Raw genomic sequence first — 19,278 nt, 5'->3', positions numbered from 1 at the left:
TCCTGTTCCTCGCGGAGGGGCCGGATCGACCCCCTCGTCGACCTGCTGCGGCTCTCACCGGCCCCCGCCGGTCAGGGCTCCGACCAGGGACGCCATGATGGCCTCGGCCAGCGGGCGGCCGACGCGCTGCCCGTCGAAGACCAGTCGGACACGGACGCGGTCCAGGTATTCGTCACAGCGCAGATGCAGCGCGTAGGGGTCGACGAACGTGATCCCCCGCAGCGGATAGGCGTCGGAGTCGATCCGCAGCGGCCCGTCGTCGCGGACCCGTGCGCCCTCGCTTCGGATCTGCCGGATGTTGATGTAGACATCGGGACTCCAGACGCGCCCCTCTGCCGCGAACCCGCTTCGAATACCGGCGAGTTCGTCGCTCCCCACCTGCTGGTACCGGAGGGCTTCGAGCAGTTGGCCGCCGACCTCCGCGCAGACATCGGGCAGAGCGGCGCCTGCGTCGAGGACCTTCAGCGGGGCCACTCCGGCGAACATGCCGACGACGCCGCGCCCGACGGACCTCCGCCCGTCCATCGACGTCCACAGGCTGAGCCGCCGCCGGCCGGTGTGCTGGTGCACGGCCCTGGCGAAGGCGCCGACGACGCACTGCACGACCGTGCAGCCGGCACGCCGACCGAGCTCCGTGAGGGCGGCGAGGGCGTCGCCGGTGAGCACCGTTTCGACGTCGCCGCTCTCCGTACGCTCGGCGCCGTCCGGGCGGTGCCAGGGGTGGCGTACGGCGTGGTCGAGCCGGTCGCGCCAACTGTCGAGGGCGCGGCCGAGGCGGTCGGGGTCGTGGCGGTCGCGCTGGCGGCGGGCGGCCTCGGCGAAGGACGGCGCGGCCGACTCCACGGCGCCGCCGGCCGCGAGCGCCGCGTAGTCGCGCCACACCTCGCGGACGAACAGATCCAGGGCCCGGCTGTCGAACACCAGGTTCTGGAAGGCCGCGAGGAACGCGTGGCGGTGCGCGTCGTAGCGCAGCACCCGGAAGGCGAAGGGCCGGCCGCCCTCGGCCCACGGCGCGACGAAGTCGCGGGACTGCACCAGCGACACATAGCGGGCGAACTGCCGCTCGGAGGCGGCAGCCACGTCCTGGTGGTCGACGACGCGCTCGTCCGCGCCGAGCGGCCGTACGCGCTGGGCGCGCAGCGGCGCGGACGCGGCCCCGGGAAGCACGTCCATGCGGAGCGCGTCGTGCCGGGCGACGAAGGACCGTACGGCCGCTTCGAGTACGGCGGGGTCGAACGGGCCGGTGATCTCGTAGGCGAGCTGGACGTTCTTACGGGTCAGGTCGGTGGCGGGGGCGGCGCCCCCGGGTTCAGCGCTGCCCGGCGTGGCGGCGTAGTAGCGCTCCTGCTCGTACGTGAAGGGCACGGCGTCGTCGCGCCGCGTGTCGGCGTCGGCGCCGGCGGTCATACCAGGCACGGGAATTCGCCTCCTACGTCCTTCAGCGAGTCCGGCGGGCCGATCCGTACGATCTTGCCGTCCTGGACGACGGCGACCCGGTCCGCGCGTTCGAGGACCGTGAGGCGGTGGGCTATCGCCACGACGGTGATGCCCGAGCCCATGAGCCCGGAGAGGATCTCCTCCTCCAGGGCCGGGTTGAGGGCGCTGGTGGCCTCGTCGAGGATGAGCAGCCGGGGCCGTCTCGCGAGAGCGCGGGCGAGGATGATCCGCTGCCGCTGTCCGCCGGAGAGGCCGTGCCCGCCGGGGCCGACGAGGGTGTCGTAGCCCATGGGCATGGCGGCGATCTCGTCGTGGACGCGGGCGAGTCCGACCGCCTCGATGACCTGTTCCTCGGTGATCTCGCCGAGGCCGAAGGTGATGTTCTCCCGGATGGTGCCGCCGAACAGGTGGGCGTTCTGGTTGACGTACCCGATCTGCCGCCGGTAGGTGGGCCGGTCGATCTCGGCCAGGTCGGCGCCGTCGACCGTGATGGTCCCGGTGGTCGGCAGTCGCAGGGAGGCGAGGAGCATGCCGAGCGTCGATTTGCCGGAGCCGGACCGGCCGAGGATGACGAAGAACTCACCTGGCTCGATGGCCAGTTGTACGTCCGTCAGGGCGGGCCGGTCGGCGCCGGGGTAGCGGTAGGTCACCCCGTCGACGGCGATGAGGGCGGGTGTGTCGAGGACCGTGCCCGCGGTCAGGGCCCGCGGTTCGGGTTCGGCCCGCAGGATGTCGTCGAGTTTGGCGAGGGCCGGGCCGACCGAGGCGAGCTGCATGGCGGCGTCGAACATGCTCTCCAGCGGGGCGAACAGCGCGACCGTCAGGGTCATGAAGGCGACCGTGCCGCCGAGCGATGCCTCGCCCGACATCGCCCGCCACGCCCCGGCGAGCAGCACCGCCATCGGCGCGGCGAACTGGAGGGTCCGGCTGAGCGAGGTGAAGGCGGACAGGCTCCAGTGGGCCGTGAGGCGCTTGTTGACCTCGCGGACGAGGGCGTGGGACCAGCGTTCGGCGGCCTCGGCCTCCGCGCCGGCGGCCTTGAGCGTGGTGATGCTCTCCAGCAGCTCCAGCAGCTCGTTCTGGGTGCGGGTCTGCTGCTCCAGCACCTCGTGGCTGAGCCGGAGCTGCCGGCGCCAGGTGACGACCAGGAGCCCGAACTGCACGGCGATCAGCGCGATGACCAGGAGCGCGAGCACCGGGTCGGCGATCACGATGGCGACCAGGTAGACGACGATCAGGGCGCTGTCGAGCGCCGCGGACATGGCGGTGACGCTCAGGACGTGGTTGAGGGTGCTGCTCGTGCGTACGCGCAACGCCAGGTCTCCGGTGCTGTGCACGGTGAAGAAGTCGTACGGCAGCGAGGTGAGGTGTTCCATGACGCCCCACGTGAGCCGTTTCTCGATATACGCCTGGCGTTTGGTCAGCATGGCGGACCGGAAGAGCTGGAGCACGAGGAACAGTACGCAGAGGGCGCCGAGGACGGCTGTGGTGAGCCACAGCACGTTCTCGCGGCGGCCGCTGAGCACATGCGCGATGAGAAAGGCGACGACGAGCGGCAGGGCGAACTCGAACCCCATCAGCGCGGTGGAGACCGCGCCGATTTTCGCGAGTTCCTTTTTGGGCGGCAGGAGATGGCGCAGCCGGTGCCACGGCGACGGCGGCCCCGCTGTCCTGGTCTTGCGCCGCTCCGTGCGCTCGAATGGCGCCTGGAATTCCAGGGCGACGCCGGTGAAGGCTTTGGCGAGGGCTTCCCGGCTCAGCCGTCTGCGGCCGAAGGCGGGGTCGACGATATCGGTGTACTCGCGGGTCGACCGTTCCAGCACCACGAAATGGTCGAAGTTCCAGAAGAGCAGGGTGCCGGGCGGCAGATGGCGCAGTCCGTCGAGGTCCGTACGGACGCCGCGGCCCTTGAGGCCGAACGACCGCGCGGCCTCCAGCAGCGCACGCGCGGACGCCCCGCCGCGCCCGGAGCCGACCGACTGCCGGACCTGTTCGAGCTCCACCGCGATGCCGTGCAGGCCCAGCGTCATGACGAGGCAGGCGGGGCCGCAGTCGCTCACCTGGGTCTGGAAGCAGACCGGCACGCGGCCGCCGCCGCGCCGGCCCCGCATCCGCTCGCGCAGCGAGACCAGCGACTCGCCGGCCTGGGCGAGCATCTGCCGGGGGCGCGGCGGACCGGATTCCTGGCCGAGCGCGGGTCCGAGGCCGTCGCGGGAGCGATGGTATTCCAGCGCTTCCTGCCGAAAGCGCGCATTATTCGTCATCCTGCCAGTCACCCTGCCAGTCCTTTGTAGTGCATGGGGTGGGTGCTGTCGCAGAGCCACCCACCCCATGCACCGCGAGTCCGTTCAGTTGGCCACCGCGGAACCGGTCTCCTCGCCCCTTCTCAGTGCGGGCGGGGAAAACCGGTCCGCGGACGGACGACGCCGATTACGCAGGCGGCGGGCACGGCAGGGCGACCGAGGCGGCGCCGCCGAAGAGGTCGTCCAGGTCCTGGTCGGACAGTTCCGTGATGTCGATACGGCTGTTTTCCATGGGATTCCCTTCCCTTGAACAATGAGGTGGGACCGGAGAGAAATCATGAGCCGTCGGCCGGCCGCGGCACCATTGAAGGGGCGCACCGCAATACCGCTCGAAAGGCCCGGTGAATCCGGCCCCCGGCTGAACGGTTCCCATACTTGCACGTTATCGACGGCGGGCCGAGTCACGTCTGTTCGGGACCGTGAATCCGGTACGGCAAGCACCCCCGAAAGGCCACCCCGAACGGACAAAAGACCCCTATTGACTGAAGTTATTGACACGCAAGGAAAGCGCTAGTCACTATGCGGTGGAGCCGGGTGAGCCCGTGGCCCGGACCGGTGAACCGGCCGAAACGGATCAGAAAGGTCCCAGATGACTGCCACCGATGACCTCACCGGCACCGTCGCCGCCCGCGACGGCGACCGGTACCTGCGCGTCCTGGACAGCGGCTTCTATCGCACGCTCGTCTCCCTCCAGGACCTCATCAGCTACGAGACCGCCGCGTTCTGGCGCGCTCGCCGGGTCAAGTGCCTGCACCTGCCCATCACCACCAACTCCATCTCCTCGCCGATGGGGCTCGGCAGCGACTCGCTCCCGGTGAAGATCGAGCTGTTCGGCGTCTCCACCTACCTCGCCGACTCGATGCAGTTCATGCTGGAGTACGGCTGCCGGCTCTCCCCCGACGGCACCTACTACGTCATGCCGAGCTTCCGCGGCGAGAACCCGGACCGCACCCACCTCAGCCAGTTCTTCCACAGCGAGGCCGAGATCCCGGGCGGCCTCGACGATGTCATCGCCCTGGCCGACGGCTACGCGCGCCACCTCGCCGAGGCCGTACTGGACCAGCTCGGCCCGCAGATCGACGCCGCGGTAGGGGGCACGGAGCACATCGAGGCGTTCCTCGACCGGCCCACCGCGCGGCTCACCTTCGACGAGGCCGTGGCCGAACTCGGCGCGGACAAGCGCTACTTCGCCTTCGAGGACGGCTGGCGGACCATCACCCGGACCGGAGAGCTGGAGCTGATCTCCCGGCTGGGCCCGGGCGTCTGGCTCACCCACTTCGACCACCTGTCCGTCCCCTTCTACCAGGCGGCGGACGCCTCGGGCGGCAAGGCGCTCAACGCCGACCTGCTGCTCGGCCCCGGCGAGGTCATCGGCTGCGGCGAACGCCATGTCACCGCCGACCAGACCCGGGCGGCCCTGCACCGGCACGGCGTACCCGCCGAGGACTACGACTGGTACGTCCGGATGAAGGCCGAATTCCCCATGCTCACCAGCGGGTTCGGGATGGGCGTGGAACGCCTGCTGATGTGGCTGCTCCGGCAGGACGACATCCGCGACCTCCAGCTCCTGGAGCGCGCCAACGGGCAGTTGACCACACCGTGAGCCCCCGCCCCGCGGCGCCGGCCCACGCCGGCCCGGCCCCCGACGCCGGCCCGGCCCACGAGGCCGCACTGAGCCCCGACGCCGCTCCGGCCCACGAGGCCGCGCTGGACGCCGACACTGCGCTGGGCCCCCAGGCCGCGTTGGACCCCGAGGCCGCGCTGGACCCCGAAGAGATCCGGGCCCCCGCGGTGCTCGCCGACCCCTACCCGTTCTTCGCCCGGCTGCGCCGCCACGACCCCGTGCACTGGAACGCGCCCACCGGCGCCTGGTACGTCGCCCGGTACGCCGACGTGTACGCGGGACTGACGGACCCGCGGCTCGCCGCGGCGTCCAGCGATGAGCTGCTGGCCTCGCTCACCCCGGAGCAGTACGAGGCCATGGCCCCGGTCGAGGAGTTCTTCGGCCGGTGGCTCGTCTTCTCCGACCCGCCGCACCAGCTCCGGATGCGGTCCTTCCTGCGGCAGGCGTTCACCCCGGCGGCGGTCGCCGCGCTGGGACCGCTGATCGACGAGCGGGCGGCCGACGCGGCGGACGTGTTCGGACGGGCCGTGGCCGCCGACCCGGCCGGCGCCGACGTCGTCGAGGACCTGGCCCGCCCGTTCGCCGTCGATGTGGTCTGCGCCCTGCTCGGCATCGCGCCCGACGAGAAGAGCCAGGTCCTGGCCTGGTCGGACGCGCTGATGGGCTACCTCGGCAGCACGCCCGAGGAGCTGCACCGCGCGTATGCCGCGGGCGCGGCGGCCGACGAGCTGACCGCGTACGTCACCGGCACCGTGGTGCCGCGCGGCGAGGGCCTGGTGGCGGAAGCGCTCGGGCCGGGCCTCGCGGCCGGCGAGGTGGCGGCGGAGGATGTCACGGCGGTCTTCGCCCAGCTCCTGACCGGCGGCATCGAGCCGCTCGGCACCGGCCTCGCCGGGACCGTGCTCGCCCTGCACCGTTCCCCCGGCCAGCTCGCCGCGGTGCGCCGGGGGGAGATCCCCCACGCGCACGCCGTGGAGGAGGCGCTGCGCCACGACCCGCCGTTCCACTTCGCGCCGCGCCGCGCGAGCGCCGATCTGACGGTCGGGGGCCGGGAGATCCGGCGCGGGCAGCGGGTGGTGCTGCTGCTCGCCTCGGCCAACCGGGACGAGCGGCAGTTCCCGGACGGCGAACGGTTCGACGCCCGGCGCGGCCCCGTACCGCACCTGGCCTTCGGCCGCGGCGGGCACTTCTGCCTCGGCGCCGTACTGGCCCGCACCCAGATCACCACGGCGCTCCGGGCCCTGGAGCGCCGGCTGCCGGAGCTGCGTCTGGACGTCGCGGCGGCCCGGCGGGCGCCGAGCTTCGGCAAGACCATCCTGCGTCCCGTGCCGGCCCTGATCTGAGAGCGGGAGGGCGGGCGCGGGGGTCCGCCGGAGGAAGGGCCGGAGTACGAGCCGGAGTACGGGCCGGAGCACGGACCGACATACGGGCCGGTGGCACCCATGACAGGCAGGACCGAATGCCCCGCACCACCGCCTCACCGTCCGCCACCCGGCGGGCACGGGGCCGGTCGGCCGCGGCGAACAGGACGAGGAGACCCGAAGTGGAACCGGACGAGCGGGCAGCGCCCCAATGGGCGGACTGCTACCGGGCGTTGGTTGCCCGGAAGACGGATGACATCCCCGCGCTCCGTACTGTACTGGCCGCCGCACCCCCCGGCGAGGTGCTGGAACTCGGCGCCGGATTCGGCCGGTTGGCGCTGGCCGCCGCACGGGACGGGCGCCAGGTGGTGGCCGTGGAGCCGAGCCGCATGATGCTCGACCACCGCGACGCCTTCTTCGAGGGCGTACCCGCGGACATCCGGCGGCGCGTCGACTGGCGGGTGGCGGACGCCCGCCAGAGCGACGACCGGGAGCGGGACGCCGGCCGCTACGCCGCCGTGGTGTGCGGATACAACGGGCTCAACGAGATCGTGGACGGCCTGCCCGAGGTGATCGACGGCGCGGCCCGCGCCCTCGCGCCCGGCGGCCTGCTCCACCTCGACTGGTGCGCCGACCCGTACGAGCGGTCCGGTCTGGTCGAGTTCTACGACTATCTGGAGTTCTCCGGGCAGCGCTGGGCAGTCTTCACCATCGTCCAGGAACTCCCGGGCGGGCGGCACGATCTGACGCTGATGTACGAACGCGTCGACGGGGTCACGGCGCGAGAACGGCTCTACCAGGTGGTGCCGCGCCGCACATGGCCCCGCGAGGACGTCCTGCGCCTCGCGGCCGCCGCGGGCCTGGAGCACCACCAGGCGCTGTCCGGCGGCAACGTCATGGTGTTCGTCAACAAGGGCGGCTCGCGGAGCCGCGCCGACCGGTGAGCCGAGGGGAGAGCACGATGGCCGAGAGTCCCACATCGCCGACGCCGGACGGCGCGGCCGAGGAGAGCGGCCCGCCGCGGGAGCCGACCGGGAACGCGCCGGATGTTCCGGAGGGCCCGGCGGTCCTGGAGGTCCTGGTCGAGGAAGTCTCGATCGACGGTATGTGCGGTGTCTACTGACGCGGCGGCCGCCGATGCCGGGACGGGAGGAGGCCGCCCCTTCGACCTCGACGGCGCTTGGCGGCTGCACGAGCAGGTGGCGGTCCGTCCCGAGCGGTTCGGCGCGCTGCTCTACCACTACGGCAACCGGCGGCTGTCGTTCCTGAGGAGCCCGGTGCTGCTGACGGTCGTACGGTCGCTGGCCGACCGGCCCACCGCACGCCAAGCCTGTGCCCAGGCGGGCGTACGCACCGAGGAACTGGCTTCCTATCGCGCGGCGTTGGCGGCTCTGGCCGAGTCACGCATGATCTGTGAGAGGAGGGAGCCGTGACCGCGAAGACCGCCCTGGCCGGCCGGCCGTCCCTGGTCGAGGAGTGCGAGCGCGGGCTGGACGCTCCCGTCTGCCTCACCTGGGAGCTGACCTACGGATGCAACCTGTCGTGCGCGCACTGCCTCTCCAGTTCGGGTCGGCGCGATCCGCACGAGCTGAGCACCGGCCAATGCGCGGCGCTCATTGACGAGTTCGCCCGCATGAAGGTGTTCTACGTGAACATCGGGGGTGGCGAGCCGACGATCCGGCCGGACTTCTGGGAGCTCGTCGAGCACGCGACCGCGCGCGGCGTCGGCGTGAAGTTCTCGACGAACGGCTCCCGGATCACCCCGGCCGCAGCCCGGAAGATGGCCGCCGGCGACTACGTCGACGTGCAGGTCTCCCTGGACGGGGCCAACGAGGCCGTCAACGACGCCGTACGCGGGGCCGGTTCGTACCAGGTCGCGCTGCGGGCGCTGGAACGGCTCGCCGACGCCGGGTTCCGCGACGCCAAGCTCTCCGTGGTGATGACCCGCCAGAACATCGGGCAGCTCGACGACTTCGCGGCGATAGCGGACCGCTACGGTGCCGTGCTGAGGCTGACGCGGCTTCGGCCGTCCGGTCGCGCGACGGCGGTCTGGGACGAGCTACGCCCGACCGCCGAGCAGCAACGCTCCCTCCATGGCTGGCTGTTGGGCCACGGCGAGCGGGTACTGACCGGTGACTCGTTCTTCCACCTCGGGGCGTACGGGGAGCAGCTTCCCGGCCTGAACCTCTGCGGGGCCGGCCGCACGGTCTGCCTGATCGACCCGGTGGGCGATGTCTACGCCTGCCCGTTCGCCATCCACCAGAGCTTCCGCGCGGGGAACGTCCTCGCCGAGGGCGGTTTCGCCGGGGTATGGCGGGACTCGGCGCTCTTCGCCGACCTGCGCCGGCCCCAGTCCGGGGGTACGTGCTCCGGGTGCCCGGCCTTCGACGCGTGCCGCGGCGGCTGCATGGCCGCGAAGTTCTTCACCGGGCTCCCGCTGGACGGGCCCGACCCGGAGTGCGTACGCGGCCACGGCGAAGCCGCGCTGACTCGGGTGGACGCGGCGTCGGTGCCCAAGCCCTCCCCGGACCATTCGCGCCGCTCCGACCCGCGTCCGGGCCCCGTTCCGGTGTCGCGTCCGGGCCCGGTTCCGTTGCCCGCCCCGGGCCCTGTTCCGGTGACGATCGGCCGCCACCGCCCGCCGGACCGCGCCTGCGCGGAACACCCGCTCGCCGGTCCCGCCGCCCGGCAGGGGTGCTGACGTGGCCGCCGCCGCCCGCGACGGCGCGCTCCTGGGGGACGCGACCTGGCCGGACACCGCGGTACGGGCCCGGTCGGGCGCCGTGCTCGCGGTCCCGGTCGGCTCCACCGAGCAGCACGGCCCGCATCTGCCGCTCTCCACCGACACCGACATCGCCGTGGCCCTGTGCCGACGCCTCGCGGCGGCGCGCCCGGACGTACTGGTCGCGCCCGCGGTCGCGTACGGGTCGAGCGGCGAACACGCCGGGTTCGCGGGCACCGTCTCCATCGGCCAGGCCGCCACCGAACGGCTCCTCGTCGAGCTGGGCCGCTCGGCGGCGGAGACCTTCGCCCGCGTGCTCTTCGTCTCCGCCCACGGGGGCAACGCGGCCCCCGTGACCCGCGCGGTGCGGCGGCTGCGCGCCGAGTCCCGCGACGTGGCCGTCCACATGCCCCACTGGCCCGGCGAACCCCACGCCGGCCGTGCCGAGACCGCCCTCATGCTGGCCCTGCGCCCCTCCGCCGTCCGCCTCGACCTGGCCGTCCCCGGCGACCCCCGCCCCCTCGACGCCCTCATGCCCCTCCTCCGCACCGGCGGTGTGCGCTCCGTCAGCCCCACCGGCATCCTCGGCGACCCGACCGGCGCCACCCCCGCCGAAGGCCGCGCCCTCCTCACCACCCTCACAGCCGACCTCCTGCACACCGTCCGCCAATGGCCTTTGGCGGTGACCCCGTGAACGGCGGGCGGGCGCGCACGCGCCGTACGGCCCGCCCCGCGCGGTGCCCGCGCGGCCACGACCGTACGGGCGTCGGCGATCGCCCCGCCCGGCGGCGCCGCGCACCGGCGGCAGCGGGCGGTGGCGGCGTGAACGGGCGGCGGGAGGGCGAGGGACGGGTGGCCGTCGTCACCGGTGGCGCGCGCGGGATCGGTGCGGCGACGGTGCGGGCGTTGGCGGCGCGCGGGTGGGCGGTGCTCGCGGTGGATGTGGCGGCGGATGATCCGGCGCTGCCGTATCCGATGGGCACGGAGGCCGAACTGCGGGCCGTGGTACGCGCGGCGGGGCGCGTCGCGGGGAAGGCCGGCCGGGTGGCGTGGCGCGTCGCCGACGTACGGGACGGCGGCGCGCTCGAAGCGGCGGTGGCGGAGGCCGAGGAGCGGTGGGGCGGCCTCGACGCGGCCGTCGCGGCGGCCGGGGTGATCGCTGGCGGCGCACCCCTGTGGGAGGTGCCGCCCGAGCGTGAACAGGCCGTGCTGGACGTCGACTTGGGCGGCGTCGTCCGGCTCGCGCGGGCCGCGATTCCCGCGCTGCTGCGCCGGGCCGAGCCCCGTTCCGGACGGTTCCTGGCCGTGGCGTCCGCCGCCGCCACGCGGGGGCTGCCGATGCTGGCCGCCTACTGCGCCGCCAAGGCCGGCGTCGCCGGGCTGATACGGGCGCTCGGCGCGGAGCTGGGCGGCACGGGCGTCACCGCGAACGCGGTCGGTCCGGGTTCGACGGACACCCGGGTCCTGGACGAGAGCGCGCGCCTGTACGGGCTCCCGTCGGCCCAGTCCTTCGCCGCCCAGCAGCCGTTGCGCCGTCTTCTCGACCCGGCCGAAGTGGCCGAGGTCCTGGCGTTCCTGGCGGGCCCCGGCAGCAGCGGCATGACGGGGGCGGTCGTCCCCGTCGACGGGGGGCTCGCCCTGTGACCCCGTCCACGCCGCCGACGCGCCCGGTGACCCCGCCCGCGCCGCCCACTCGCCCTGGGGCCCCTTCCGCGCCGGTACGCGGCACGATCGGCCTGCCGACCGGCTTCCGCGTCGTCCTCGATCCCGGCGCGGAGCGGCTCGCCGACGGCGTGTGGCGCGGCGGCTCGCCCGTACGGGTCCTGCGCCTCACCCCGGCCGGCCGCGCCGCGTGGCGGGAGTTGCGGGACGGCCGGGTGACCTCGCCCGCGTCCGGTGTGCTCGCCCGCCGGTTCACCGATGCCGGGCTGGCGCACCCGTGCCCGGACCCCGTTCCGTACGCGCCGGACGTCACGGTGATCGTCCCGGTGCGGGACCGCCCCGGCATGCTGGACCGCTGTCTCGCGGCGCTGGGCCGCGCCCACCCGGTGATCGTGGTCGACGACGGCTCGCGCGACCCCGGAAAGGTGGCGGAGGCCGCCCGGCGGCACGGCGCGATGCTCCTTCGGCACGACGCGAACCGCGGCCCCGCCGCCGCCCGCGACACCGCGCTGGCGCGGGTCCGGAGCGAACTCGTGGCGTTCGTCGACAGCGACTGCGTGCCGGACGGCGCCTGGATCGGGCGGCTCGCGGGGCACTTCGCCGATCCCCTGGTCGCCGCCGTGGCACCGCGCGTCACCCCGCTGGCCGCCGGCACCTGGTCCGGCCGGTACACCGCCGTCGCGAGCCCCCTCGACCTCGGCGGCCGGTCGGCGCGCGTGGACCCCGGCGGCCGCGTCGCGTACGTGCCCACGGCGGCCCTCGTCGCCCGCCGCGCGGCGCTGCGCGATGTGGCGCTCGGGGGCGGCGGCGCGTTCGACGCCGCGCTGCGCACCGGCGAGGACGTCGACCTCGTGTGGCGACTGCACCGGGCCGGGTGGCGGGTCCGCTACGACCCGTCGGTCACCGTCGGCCATGACGAACCTCCGCACTGGGGCGGGCTGTTGGCGCGGCGCTTCCGCTACGGCACGTCTGCGGCGCCGCTGGCCCGGCGGCACCCTGGCGGGGTTCCGCCGCTCGTTCTGCGGCCGTGGCCCGCGCTGACCGTGGCCGCCGCCCTCGCGGGCCGCCCGGCCGTCGCCGCCGCGGTCTTCGGGCTCTCCGTGCTCGCCAAGGCCCGCGCCGCGCGCGCGGCCGGGTCCCCCGCTCGTGGCGCGGCGCCCTCGATGCTCTCGGCGGTAGGCCGGACCTGGCTGGGCACGGGCCGCTACGGCGTCCAGTTCGCCTCACCGCTGCTGGTCCTGGCAGCACTGGCGCCTGGGGCGACTCGGCAACCTGGCAGGCCAAGGCCGGGCGGTCGGGCCCTCACGCGGCGTCGTCTGCGCCGCCTGGCCGCGCTGTCGCTGCTGCTGGGCCCCCCGCTGACCGCGTGGGCCGCCCGCCGGCCGGCGCTCGGCCCGGTGCGTTTCGTGTGCGGCGGTCTCGCGGACGACATCGCGTACGGCGCCGGGGTGTGGGCCGGCTGCCTGGCCGAGCGCACGGCGGCCCCGCTGCGCCCGGCGATCAATCCGCGCCCCCACATCGCACCCGAATTCCCGAAGGCAGCCACAGCCACAGCCACAGCAACCCAAACAGCTAAGAAAACCCAGACATAGGGGTTGATTCGAGCAATGTCCAATGGATGGTTCGAAAGCGTCGCGGAGGCGCAGCGCCGGGCGAGGAAACGCCTCCCCTCGTTCGTCTACGGCGCACTGGTAGCGGGCTCGGAACGAGGCAATACGCTGCGGGACAATCGCGCGGCCTTCGACGAATTGGGCTTCGCCCCGCGTACGGCGGGGCAGAGCGACAAGCGCGAGCTGGAGACGCGGGTACTGGGGCAGCGGATGTCCCTCCCGGTGATCATCTCGCCGACCGGCGTCCAGGCGGTGCATCCCGACGGCGAGGTGGCCGTCGCCCGCGCGGCGGCGGCGCGCGGCGTCGCCGTCGGCCTGAGTTCGTTCGCCACCAAACCGGTCGAGGAGGTGGTGGCGGCCAACCCGCGGACGTTCTTCCAGATGTACTGGCTCGGCGGCCGCGACGACATGCTGCGGCGGATCGAACGGGCCCGCCGGGCGGGCGCGGTGGGCCTGATCGTCACCCTCGACTGGTCGTTCTCGCACGGCCGCGACTGGGGCAGTCCGCGCATCCCGCAGCGCCTGACCGTCGCCGAGGCGCTGCGCCTCGCGCCGGGGAGCGTCACCCGGCCCCGGTGGCTGCTGGCGTACGCGCGTACGGGCCGGCTGCCCGACCTCACCGTGCCCAACATGGCCGAGGCGGGCGCTCCGGCGCCCACGTTCTTCGGCGCGTACGGGCAGTGGCTGGCGACGCCCCCGCCGACCTGGGAGGACGTGCGCTGGCTGCGGGAGCGGTGGGACGGCCCGTTCCTGCTGAAGGGCGTGCTGCGGGTGGACGAGGCGAAGCGCGCCGTGGACGCGGGGGTGAGCGCGATCTCGGTGTCGAACCACGGTGGCAACAACGTCGACGGGGCGCCGGCCACGATCCGTGCGCTGCCCTCGATCGCGGAGGCGGTCGGCGACCAGGTGGAGGTCCTGCTCGACGGCGGCGTGCGCAGGGGCGGCGACGTGGTCAAGGCGCTGGCGCTCGGGGCCCGCGCGGTCATGATCGGCCGCGCCTACCTGTGGGGGCTGGCGGCGAACGGCCAGGCCGGGGTGGAGAACGTGCTGGACATCCTGCGCGGCGGCATCGACTCGACGCTCCGCGGCATCGGGCGCTCCTCGGTCCATGAACTCGACCGGAGCGACGTCGTCATTCCGCCGGGATTCGAGCGGGCCCTGGGCGTTGCCGAAACCGAGCCCGCGGCAGTGGCCAGGGAGACGGCAACTCCCCGCATCCTCGCAGAAGTTAATGACTAGTCTTATTGACTCACCATGACAGGTATAAATAATGTATGAGTCATTAGAAGTGAAGCGGCGCTCCGAACCGGGAGGGACCATGCGGGAGAAGCACGTGCCCCCAGCCCTGCGCGCCGGCGATCACGTCGCCGTCATCAGCCCCTCCTGGGGCGGCGCCGGGCTCTTCCCGGACCGGTTCGACCGCGCCCTCGACGCCCTCGCCGGGCAGCTGAAACTGACCGGCCTGCCCACCCCGCACGCCCACTCCACCCACGACTGGCGCTCCGCCGGCGCCCGGGAGCGGGCCGACGACCTCAACCAGGCGTTCCGGGACGAGACGATCGGCGGAATCCTGTGCGCCATCGGCGGCGACCACGCCGCCCAACTGCTCCCCCTCCTGGACTGGGACGCCATCGCCGCCCGCCCCAAGGTGTTCTGCGGCTACTCGGACGCCACGGTGCTGCACCACGCCATCTACGCGACCACCGGCGCGACCACCTTCTACGGCCCCGCCGTGCTCAGCCAGTTCGGCGAGTGGCCGGACCCGGACGAGTACACCGTGGAGCACTTCCGGACGGTGGCGATGGAGGCACGTCCGGCCGGGCCCGTACCCAAGTGCCCTTACGTAGTCGACGAGTTCGGCGACTGGGGCGCCACCGGGCGGCCGCGCTCCCGTCACCGCCGGCCCGCGCCGGACCGTGTGGCGCTGCGGCCGGGTTCCGGCAGCGGCCCGCTCCTGGCGGCCTGCCTGCCCAGCGCCCGGCAGCTCCTCGGCACGCCGTGGCAGCCGCCGTACGCCGGCCATGTGCTGGTGATCGAGACCCCGCCCGACTACTCCCCCGCCGACGCGGACCGCGACCTGACCCACCTGCGGAACGCGGGCTGCCTCGACGAACTGGCGGCGCTCGTGGTGGGCCGGCCGCCCCGGCTCGGCCCCGCCGACCGGGAACGGCTGCACGCGGTCGTGCTCGACGCCGTCGCCGGCTTCGGCTACCCGGTGCTCGCCGAGTTCGAGTGCGGGCACACCGACCCCGTGGCCACCCTGCCGATCGGCGTCGCCTGCGCCGTCGACGGCCGCGACCTCACCCTCCTCGACGCCGCCGTGGCGCCCTGACCCCCGACACGACTCCCACCCCGTTCCGTTCGACGCCGTCGCGGCGCCCTGCCCCCGGCTCGCCCCCTCCCGAGGACGCCACCGCGGCGTACCCCACCTCACCCCGACCCGACCTGGAAAGAAGGCTGGATCATGGCGGATTCATCGCCCGGCACGACCCTCGCGCAGGCCACACCCACGACCGGCGCCTCCCTCCCCGAGATACGCACCTACTTCCAGGGCAAGGCCGACGCCTATGACGACGTGGACGCGCAGCCGTACTGGATGCTCTCCGACGAACTGCTCTGGTGGGCGCTGGAGAACTACGTGCTCCCCCGCCTCCCCGAGGGCTTCCGGTTCCTGGACGCCGGCGGCGGCACGGGCCGCTGGACCCATCGCTTCGCCACGAACCGCCCGGACAGCAGCGGCCTGCTGTACGACCTGACGCCCGAGATGTCCGACCACGCGCGGCGCAAGGCCGACGCGCACGGCTACCCGGAGCGGCTGCGCGTACGCAACGGCGACCTGGCCGACGTGGGGACGGAGCTGGCGGGCGAGCGCTTCGACCTGATCTTCAACTTCCACAACGTGCTGGGGTTCGTCGCCGACCCCGGCGAGGTGATCGCCTCCCTCGCCGGGCTGCTGACCCCGCGCGGCCTGCTCGTCTCCTTCGTGCCCAGCCGGTGGCACGCCGCCTTCTTCAATCTGTCGCTGGGGAACGTCGCCGAGGCGGAGCGCTGCCTCGCCGGGCGCGGCGGCTTCACCGACACCATGCCGGACATGCACCTGTTCACCCCCGACGGGCTGACGGAACTCCACCGGGCCGCCGGGCTGGGCATCGATGTGCTGACCGGGTTCCCCAGCCTGCTGTACCCCGGCTACCAGGAGACGCAGTTGCACGGCTCGACGGACCGGCTGGAGCGGCTGCTGTCGGACCGCGCCCAGGTCGAGCGGCTGATCGCGCTGGAGCAGCGGACGATGGCCGAGCCCGCCGCCGTGGGCCGCGGCAACAACCTCTTCTCGGTCGCCTCGCGGGAGCGGACCGCATGAGCGCCGTCCTCGGCATCAATCCGGGCTTCGGCGGCTTCAACTACCACGACCCGTCCGCCTGCCTCGTGGTGGACGGGCGGCCGGTGGCGGCGGTGGAGGAGGAGCGCTTCACCCGTGTGAAGTCCGCGCCCGGCGTCTTCCCCGCCCGCTCCGTCGCGTACTGCCTCGAAGCGGCGGGCATGACCCTCGCCGACCTCGACGCCGTCGCCGTCGGATACAGCAGCGACGCGTGGCTGGAGCGCCTGCCGCTGGAGACCCGACGACTTATCTCACACCCTGAACTGACCACTCTCGCCGACACCGACCCGGAGCACGTGGACGTCCCCCACGCCCGCGAAGCGCTCGCGGCGGCCACCCGCCGGTTCGGCGACCTGATGCACCGCACTTCGCTGTTCGAGACGGAACAGCGCGCCGCCCGCCGCATCGCCGAGCACCTGCCCGGGCTGCGGGCCGAGATCCGCTTCGTCCGCCACCACCGGGCGCACGCCGCGAGCGCCGTCCACCCCTCGGGGTTCCGCAACCCGACCGCGGTGGTCCTCGACGGCCTGGGCGAGCTGGAGTGCGGCTCCGCCTGGGCGGCGGGGCCCGGCGGCGCCCTGGACCGGTTCGACCGCACCGACCTGCCGAACTCCCTCGGCTACTTCTACGCCGCCGTCACCGAGTACCTGGGCTTCCGCGGCTGGGAGGGCGAGGGCAAGACCATGGCCCTGGCCCCGTACGGGCGTCCCGACCCGGCGGCGAGCGGCGCCCTGGACACCCTGGTCCACCTGGACGAGAAGGGGTACGACGTCTCCGCCCTCGTCCTGCCGTGCCTCACCGACCAGCTCTCGCTCGACACCGGGCTCGCGGTGCGGACGCTGAGCGAGGTCTTCCAGGCGCCGCCGCGCCGCGCGGGCGACGACATCACCCCGCACCACGAGAACATCGCCTGGGCGGCCCAGCACTTCCTGGAGGAGGCCGTCACCGGGTACGTGCGGCGGCTGGCCCGCGAGCGGGGCCCGCTGGAGCTGTGCTTCGCCGGCGGCGTGGCCCTCAACTGCAAGCTCAACCTCGTGCTCAGAACGCTTCCCGAGGTGGAGCGGCTGTACGTGACCGGGGCGTGCGCGGACACCGGGCTCGCCCTGGGCGCGGCGCTCGACGTCGCGGCCCGGCTGGGCGACAGCCCCGCGCACCCGCTGCCGCACCTGGCGCTGGGCCCGGCGGCGGACACCGACCCCGGCGCGTACCTCACCACCATGAAGATCCCGTACGAGCGTCCGGCCGACGTGGCGCGGGAGGTCGCCCAGCATCTCGCCGACGGGCGGGTGGTGATGTGGTACCAGGGCCGCGCCGAGTTCGGCCCGCGAGCGCTGGGCAGCCGCAGCATCCTCGCCGACCCGCGCCGCGAGGACATGCGGGTACTGGTCAACGACGTGGTCAAACACCGCGAGCTGTGGCGGCCCTTCGGCCCGTCGGTGCTGGCGGAGGAGGCGCCGGCGGTCCTGGAGGACGTCGAGGAGGACACGGAGGCGCCGTACATGGTCGTCGCCTATCGGGTGCGCGAGGAGTGGGCCGCCCGCATCCCGGCGGTGGTGCACACGGCGGACAACACCACCCGGCCGCAGTTGGTGCGGCGCGCGGCGCTGCCCGAGTACCACGCGGTGATCAGCGCCTTCCACCGGCTCACCGGCGTGCCGCTGGTGCTCAACACCTCATTCAACGACAAGAACGAACCGCTGGTCCGCACGGTCGCCGAGGCGGTCCGCCACTTCTTCAGCTCCGCCGCGGATGTGTTGGTGCTGGACGGGACGGTCGTACGGAAGGACGTACGGGAGGCCGCGCCGGAGTCCGTACGGAAGGACGCACGGGAGGCCGCACAGGAGGAGGGGGCTCGATGACGTCCGCGACCGCCCCGCCCGAAAGCTCACACCCCTCGCACCGCGAACTCGGGCGCGACCACGACCTGTTCATGATCAGCCCGGAGGTGGGGCGCGGCCTGGTGACCTGGACGCCGCGCGGCGCCCGGCTGCGGCACGCGCTGGAGGAGTTCTGGCGCGCGGCGCACCACGCCCACGGCTACGAGGTGGTGATGACGCCGCACCTCGGCCGGGCCGACCTGTGGGGAGAGTCGCGCCAGCTCGACTTCCACCGCGAGACGATGTTCCCCGAGTTCGACGTGGAGGGCTCCTCGTATGTGGCCAAGGGCGCCAACTGCCCGCTCCACATGCAGGTGTTCCGCACCCGCACCCGCGGCCACCGGGAGCTTCCGGTGCGCCTCGCCGAGATCTCCACGCTCTACCGGCAGACCCCGGCCGGCGCGCTGAAGGGGCTCCGCTACGCCCGTACCGTCAGCCAGGACGACAGCCACATCTTCTGCCGCCCCGAGGACGTGGTGCCGGAGATCGCCCGGTACTTCGACCTGACGCGCCGGATGCTGCGGGCCTTCGGGTTCGAGGACCTGCGCCCGTACCTCGGGACCCGCGACGAGCGGTCCGTACCCGGCGACGACACCTGGCGGCGCGCCACCGACCAGCTCGTCCAGGGGCTGCGGGAGGCGGGGCTCGACCACCGCGAGGCGCCGGGCGGCGCGACGTACTACGCCCCCCGGGTGGGCGTGGACGTCGTGGACCGGTGGGGCACGTCCTGGCCGCTGCCCGACCTCCAGGTCGACTACCACCTGCCGCGCATGTGCGGCGTGGAGTACACGGGCGCCGACGGGCGGCGGGCCGTCCCCGTCGTCCTGCACCGCACCCTGCTCGGCTCGGTGGAGCGGTTCGTCGCGGCCCTCCTCGAACACCACGGCGTCGCCGGCCTGCCGGACTGGCTCAAACCGGTCCACCTGTCCGTACTGCCGGTCCGCGAGGGCGACGAGAGCGCCGCGCGGGCGCTGGCCGACGCGCTGCGGCTGGACGGGGCCCGGGTCGCGGTGGACGACCGGCGCGTTCCGCTGGGCGCCCGGAGCGGCCGGGCCCGCGAGGAGGGCGTGCCGCTGGTGGTCGCGGTGGGGCCGGACGAGGCCCGTACCGGCGGCTACCGGGTGCGGGACCGCGCGGGAAGGCGGACGCCCGTCTCGTACGGCGAGCTGTCCGCCATGGTCCGGCGGGTCGGCCGGGCCCCGGACCCCGCGCTCGGCGCGCCGCGCCCCGGCGGCCCGGTCCGCACCGATGCCGCCACGCCCGCCGCATGAACCTCCCCGTTTCCCCCGTCATCCCACAACCA

Annotated in this window: 16 protein-coding genes; 14 read left to right on the top strand and 2 right to left on the bottom strand. The window is 73.8% G+C overall.

The features are described 5' to 3' along the window. Positions 1 to 54: 54 nt before the first annotated feature. Entirely contained in the window at positions 55 to 1,407 is a 1,353-nt protein-coding gene (locus tag IF55_RS30000) for a condensation domain-containing protein (protein ID WP_030877713.1), read from the bottom strand. Beyond that, positions 1,404 to 3,701, bottom strand: a complete 2,298-nt coding sequence (locus IF55_RS29995) for a peptidase domain-containing ABC transporter (RefSeq protein WP_169767288.1) — start codon at positions 3,699 to 3,701, stop codon at positions 1,404 to 1,406. Before IF55_RS29995 ends, IF55_RS30000 begins: the two co-directional genes overlap by 4 nt. 628 nt (positions 3,702 to 4,329) lie before the next feature. Here IF55_RS29995 and IF55_RS29990 point away from each other — a divergent pair. The 14 genes from IF55_RS29990 (at position 4,330) to IF55_RS29930 (ending at position 19,246) form a co-directional block, all read left to right on the top strand. Continuing rightward, positions 4,330 to 5,343, top strand: a complete 1,014-nt coding sequence (locus IF55_RS29990; protein WP_245661507.1) for an amino acid--tRNA ligase-related protein — start codon at positions 4,330 to 4,332, stop codon at positions 5,341 to 5,343. Continuing rightward, entirely contained in the window at positions 5,340 to 6,707 is a 1,368-nt protein-coding gene (locus IF55_RS29985; RefSeq protein ID WP_030877719.1) for a cytochrome P450, read from the top strand. The genes IF55_RS29990 and IF55_RS29985 overlap by 4 nt, the downstream gene beginning before the upstream one ends. Before the next feature lie 200 nt (positions 6,708 to 6,907). Then, positions 6,908 to 7,669, top strand: a complete 762-nt coding sequence (locus tag IF55_RS29980) for a class I SAM-dependent methyltransferase (protein WP_030877721.1) — start codon at positions 6,908 to 6,910, stop codon at positions 7,667 to 7,669. 17 nt (positions 7,670 to 7,686) lie between these two features. After that, positions 7,687 to 7,848, top strand: coding sequence for a mycofactocin precursor MftA (gene mftA / locus IF55_RS39865; RefSeq protein ID WP_063764062.1), 162 nt, complete (start codon positions 7,687 to 7,689; stop codon positions 7,846 to 7,848). Further along, positions 7,838 to 8,158: a mycofactocin biosynthesis chaperone MftB gene (mftB, locus tag IF55_RS29975; protein WP_030877724.1), complete on the top strand. Its 321-nt coding sequence runs from the start codon at positions 7,838 to 7,840 to the stop codon at positions 8,156 to 8,158. Before mftA ends, mftB begins: the two co-directional genes overlap by 11 nt. After that, positions 8,155 to 9,426, top strand: coding sequence for a mycofactocin radical SAM maturase (gene mftC / locus IF55_RS29970; protein ID WP_030877726.1), 1,272 nt, complete (start codon positions 8,155 to 8,157; stop codon positions 9,424 to 9,426). The genes mftB and mftC overlap by 4 nt, the downstream gene beginning before the upstream one ends. 1 nt (position 9,427) lies before the next feature. Then, on the top strand, positions 9,428 to 10,141 hold the full coding sequence (gene mftE, locus IF55_RS29965) for a mycofactocin biosynthesis peptidyl-dipeptidase MftE (protein WP_245661505.1): 714 nt from the start codon (positions 9,428 to 9,430) through the stop codon (positions 10,139 to 10,141). Continuing rightward, entirely contained in the window at positions 10,117 to 11,091 is a 975-nt protein-coding gene (locus tag IF55_RS29960) for a mycofactocin-coupled SDR family oxidoreductase (protein WP_078645490.1), read from the top strand. Before mftE ends, IF55_RS29960 begins: the two co-directional genes overlap by 25 nt. Beyond that, positions 11,088 to 12,701 (top strand): mycofactocin biosynthesis glycosyltransferase MftF, encoded by a 1,614-nt coding sequence (gene mftF, locus IF55_RS29955; RefSeq protein WP_245661503.1) that lies wholly within the window; start codon positions 11,088 to 11,090, stop codon positions 12,699 to 12,701. The genes IF55_RS29960 and mftF overlap by 4 nt, the downstream gene beginning before the upstream one ends. 15 nt (positions 12,702 to 12,716) lie before the next feature. Next, a complete protein-coding gene (mftD, locus tag IF55_RS29950) occupies positions 12,717 to 13,958 on the top strand; it encodes a pre-mycofactocin synthase MftD (RefSeq protein ID WP_048832734.1) in 1,242 nt (413 codons plus the stop codon). Between the two features lie 79 nt (positions 13,959 to 14,037). Further along, the gene (locus IF55_RS29945) at positions 14,038 to 15,051 is read left to right on the top strand and encodes a S66 peptidase family protein (RefSeq protein WP_030877737.1); all 1,014 of its coding nucleotides are present in this window, start codon (positions 14,038 to 14,040) and stop codon (positions 15,049 to 15,051) included. Between the two features lie 132 nt (positions 15,052 to 15,183). Continuing rightward, positions 15,184 to 16,080, top strand: a complete 897-nt coding sequence (locus IF55_RS29940) for a class I SAM-dependent methyltransferase (protein ID WP_030877739.1) — start codon at positions 15,184 to 15,186, stop codon at positions 16,078 to 16,080. Beyond that, a complete protein-coding gene (locus IF55_RS29935; protein WP_030877742.1) occupies positions 16,077 to 17,957 on the top strand; it encodes a carbamoyltransferase family protein in 1,881 nt (626 codons plus the stop codon). Before IF55_RS29940 ends, IF55_RS29935 begins: the two co-directional genes overlap by 4 nt. Continuing rightward, complete coding sequence (locus IF55_RS29930; RefSeq protein WP_048832730.1) at positions 17,954 to 19,246, top strand: threonine--tRNA ligase; 1,293 nt, start codon at positions 17,954 to 17,956, stop codon at positions 19,244 to 19,246. The genes IF55_RS29935 and IF55_RS29930 overlap by 4 nt, the downstream gene beginning before the upstream one ends. The last annotated feature ends 32 nt before the right edge of the window (positions 19,247 to 19,278 follow it).

The sequence above is a fragment of the Streptomyces varsoviensis genome (assembly GCF_000718635.1).
GTDB lineage: Bacteria > Actinomycetota > Actinomycetes > Streptomycetales > Streptomycetaceae > Streptomyces > Streptomyces varsoviensis.
This window is presented reverse-complemented; position numbering and strand designations above follow the sequence as displayed.

Excerpts from the sequence above, each read along its gene's own strand:
- IF55_RS30000 (WP_030877713.1), bottom strand. The coding sequence starts at position 1,407 with ATGACCGCCGGCGCCGACGCCGACACGCGGCGCGACGACGCCGTGCCC.
- IF55_RS29995 (WP_169767288.1), bottom strand. The coding sequence starts at position 3,701 with ATGACGAATAATGCGCGCTTTCGGCAGGAAGCGCTGGAATACCATCGC.
- IF55_RS29990 (WP_245661507.1), top strand. The coding sequence starts at position 4,330 with ATGACTGCCACCGATGACCTCACCGGCACCGTCGCCGCCCGCGACGGC.
- mftA (WP_063764062.1), top strand. The coding sequence starts at position 7,687 with ATGGCCGAGAGTCCCACATCGCCGACGCCGGACGGCGCGGCCGAGGAG.
- IF55_RS29960 (WP_078645490.1), top strand. The coding sequence starts at position 10,117 with ATGGCCTTTGGCGGTGACCCCGTGAACGGCGGGCGGGCGCGCACGCGC.
- mftD (WP_048832734.1), top strand. The coding sequence starts at position 12,717 with ATGTCCAATGGATGGTTCGAAAGCGTCGCGGAGGCGCAGCGCCGGGCG.
- IF55_RS29945 (WP_030877737.1), top strand. The coding sequence starts at position 14,038 with ATGCGGGAGAAGCACGTGCCCCCAGCCCTGCGCGCCGGCGATCACGTC.
- IF55_RS29940 (WP_030877739.1), top strand. The coding sequence starts at position 15,184 with ATGGCGGATTCATCGCCCGGCACGACCCTCGCGCAGGCCACACCCACG.
- IF55_RS29935 (WP_030877742.1), top strand. The coding sequence starts at position 16,077 with ATGAGCGCCGTCCTCGGCATCAATCCGGGCTTCGGCGGCTTCAACTAC.
- IF55_RS29930 (WP_048832730.1), top strand. The coding sequence starts at position 17,954 with ATGACGTCCGCGACCGCCCCGCCCGAAAGCTCACACCCCTCGCACCGC.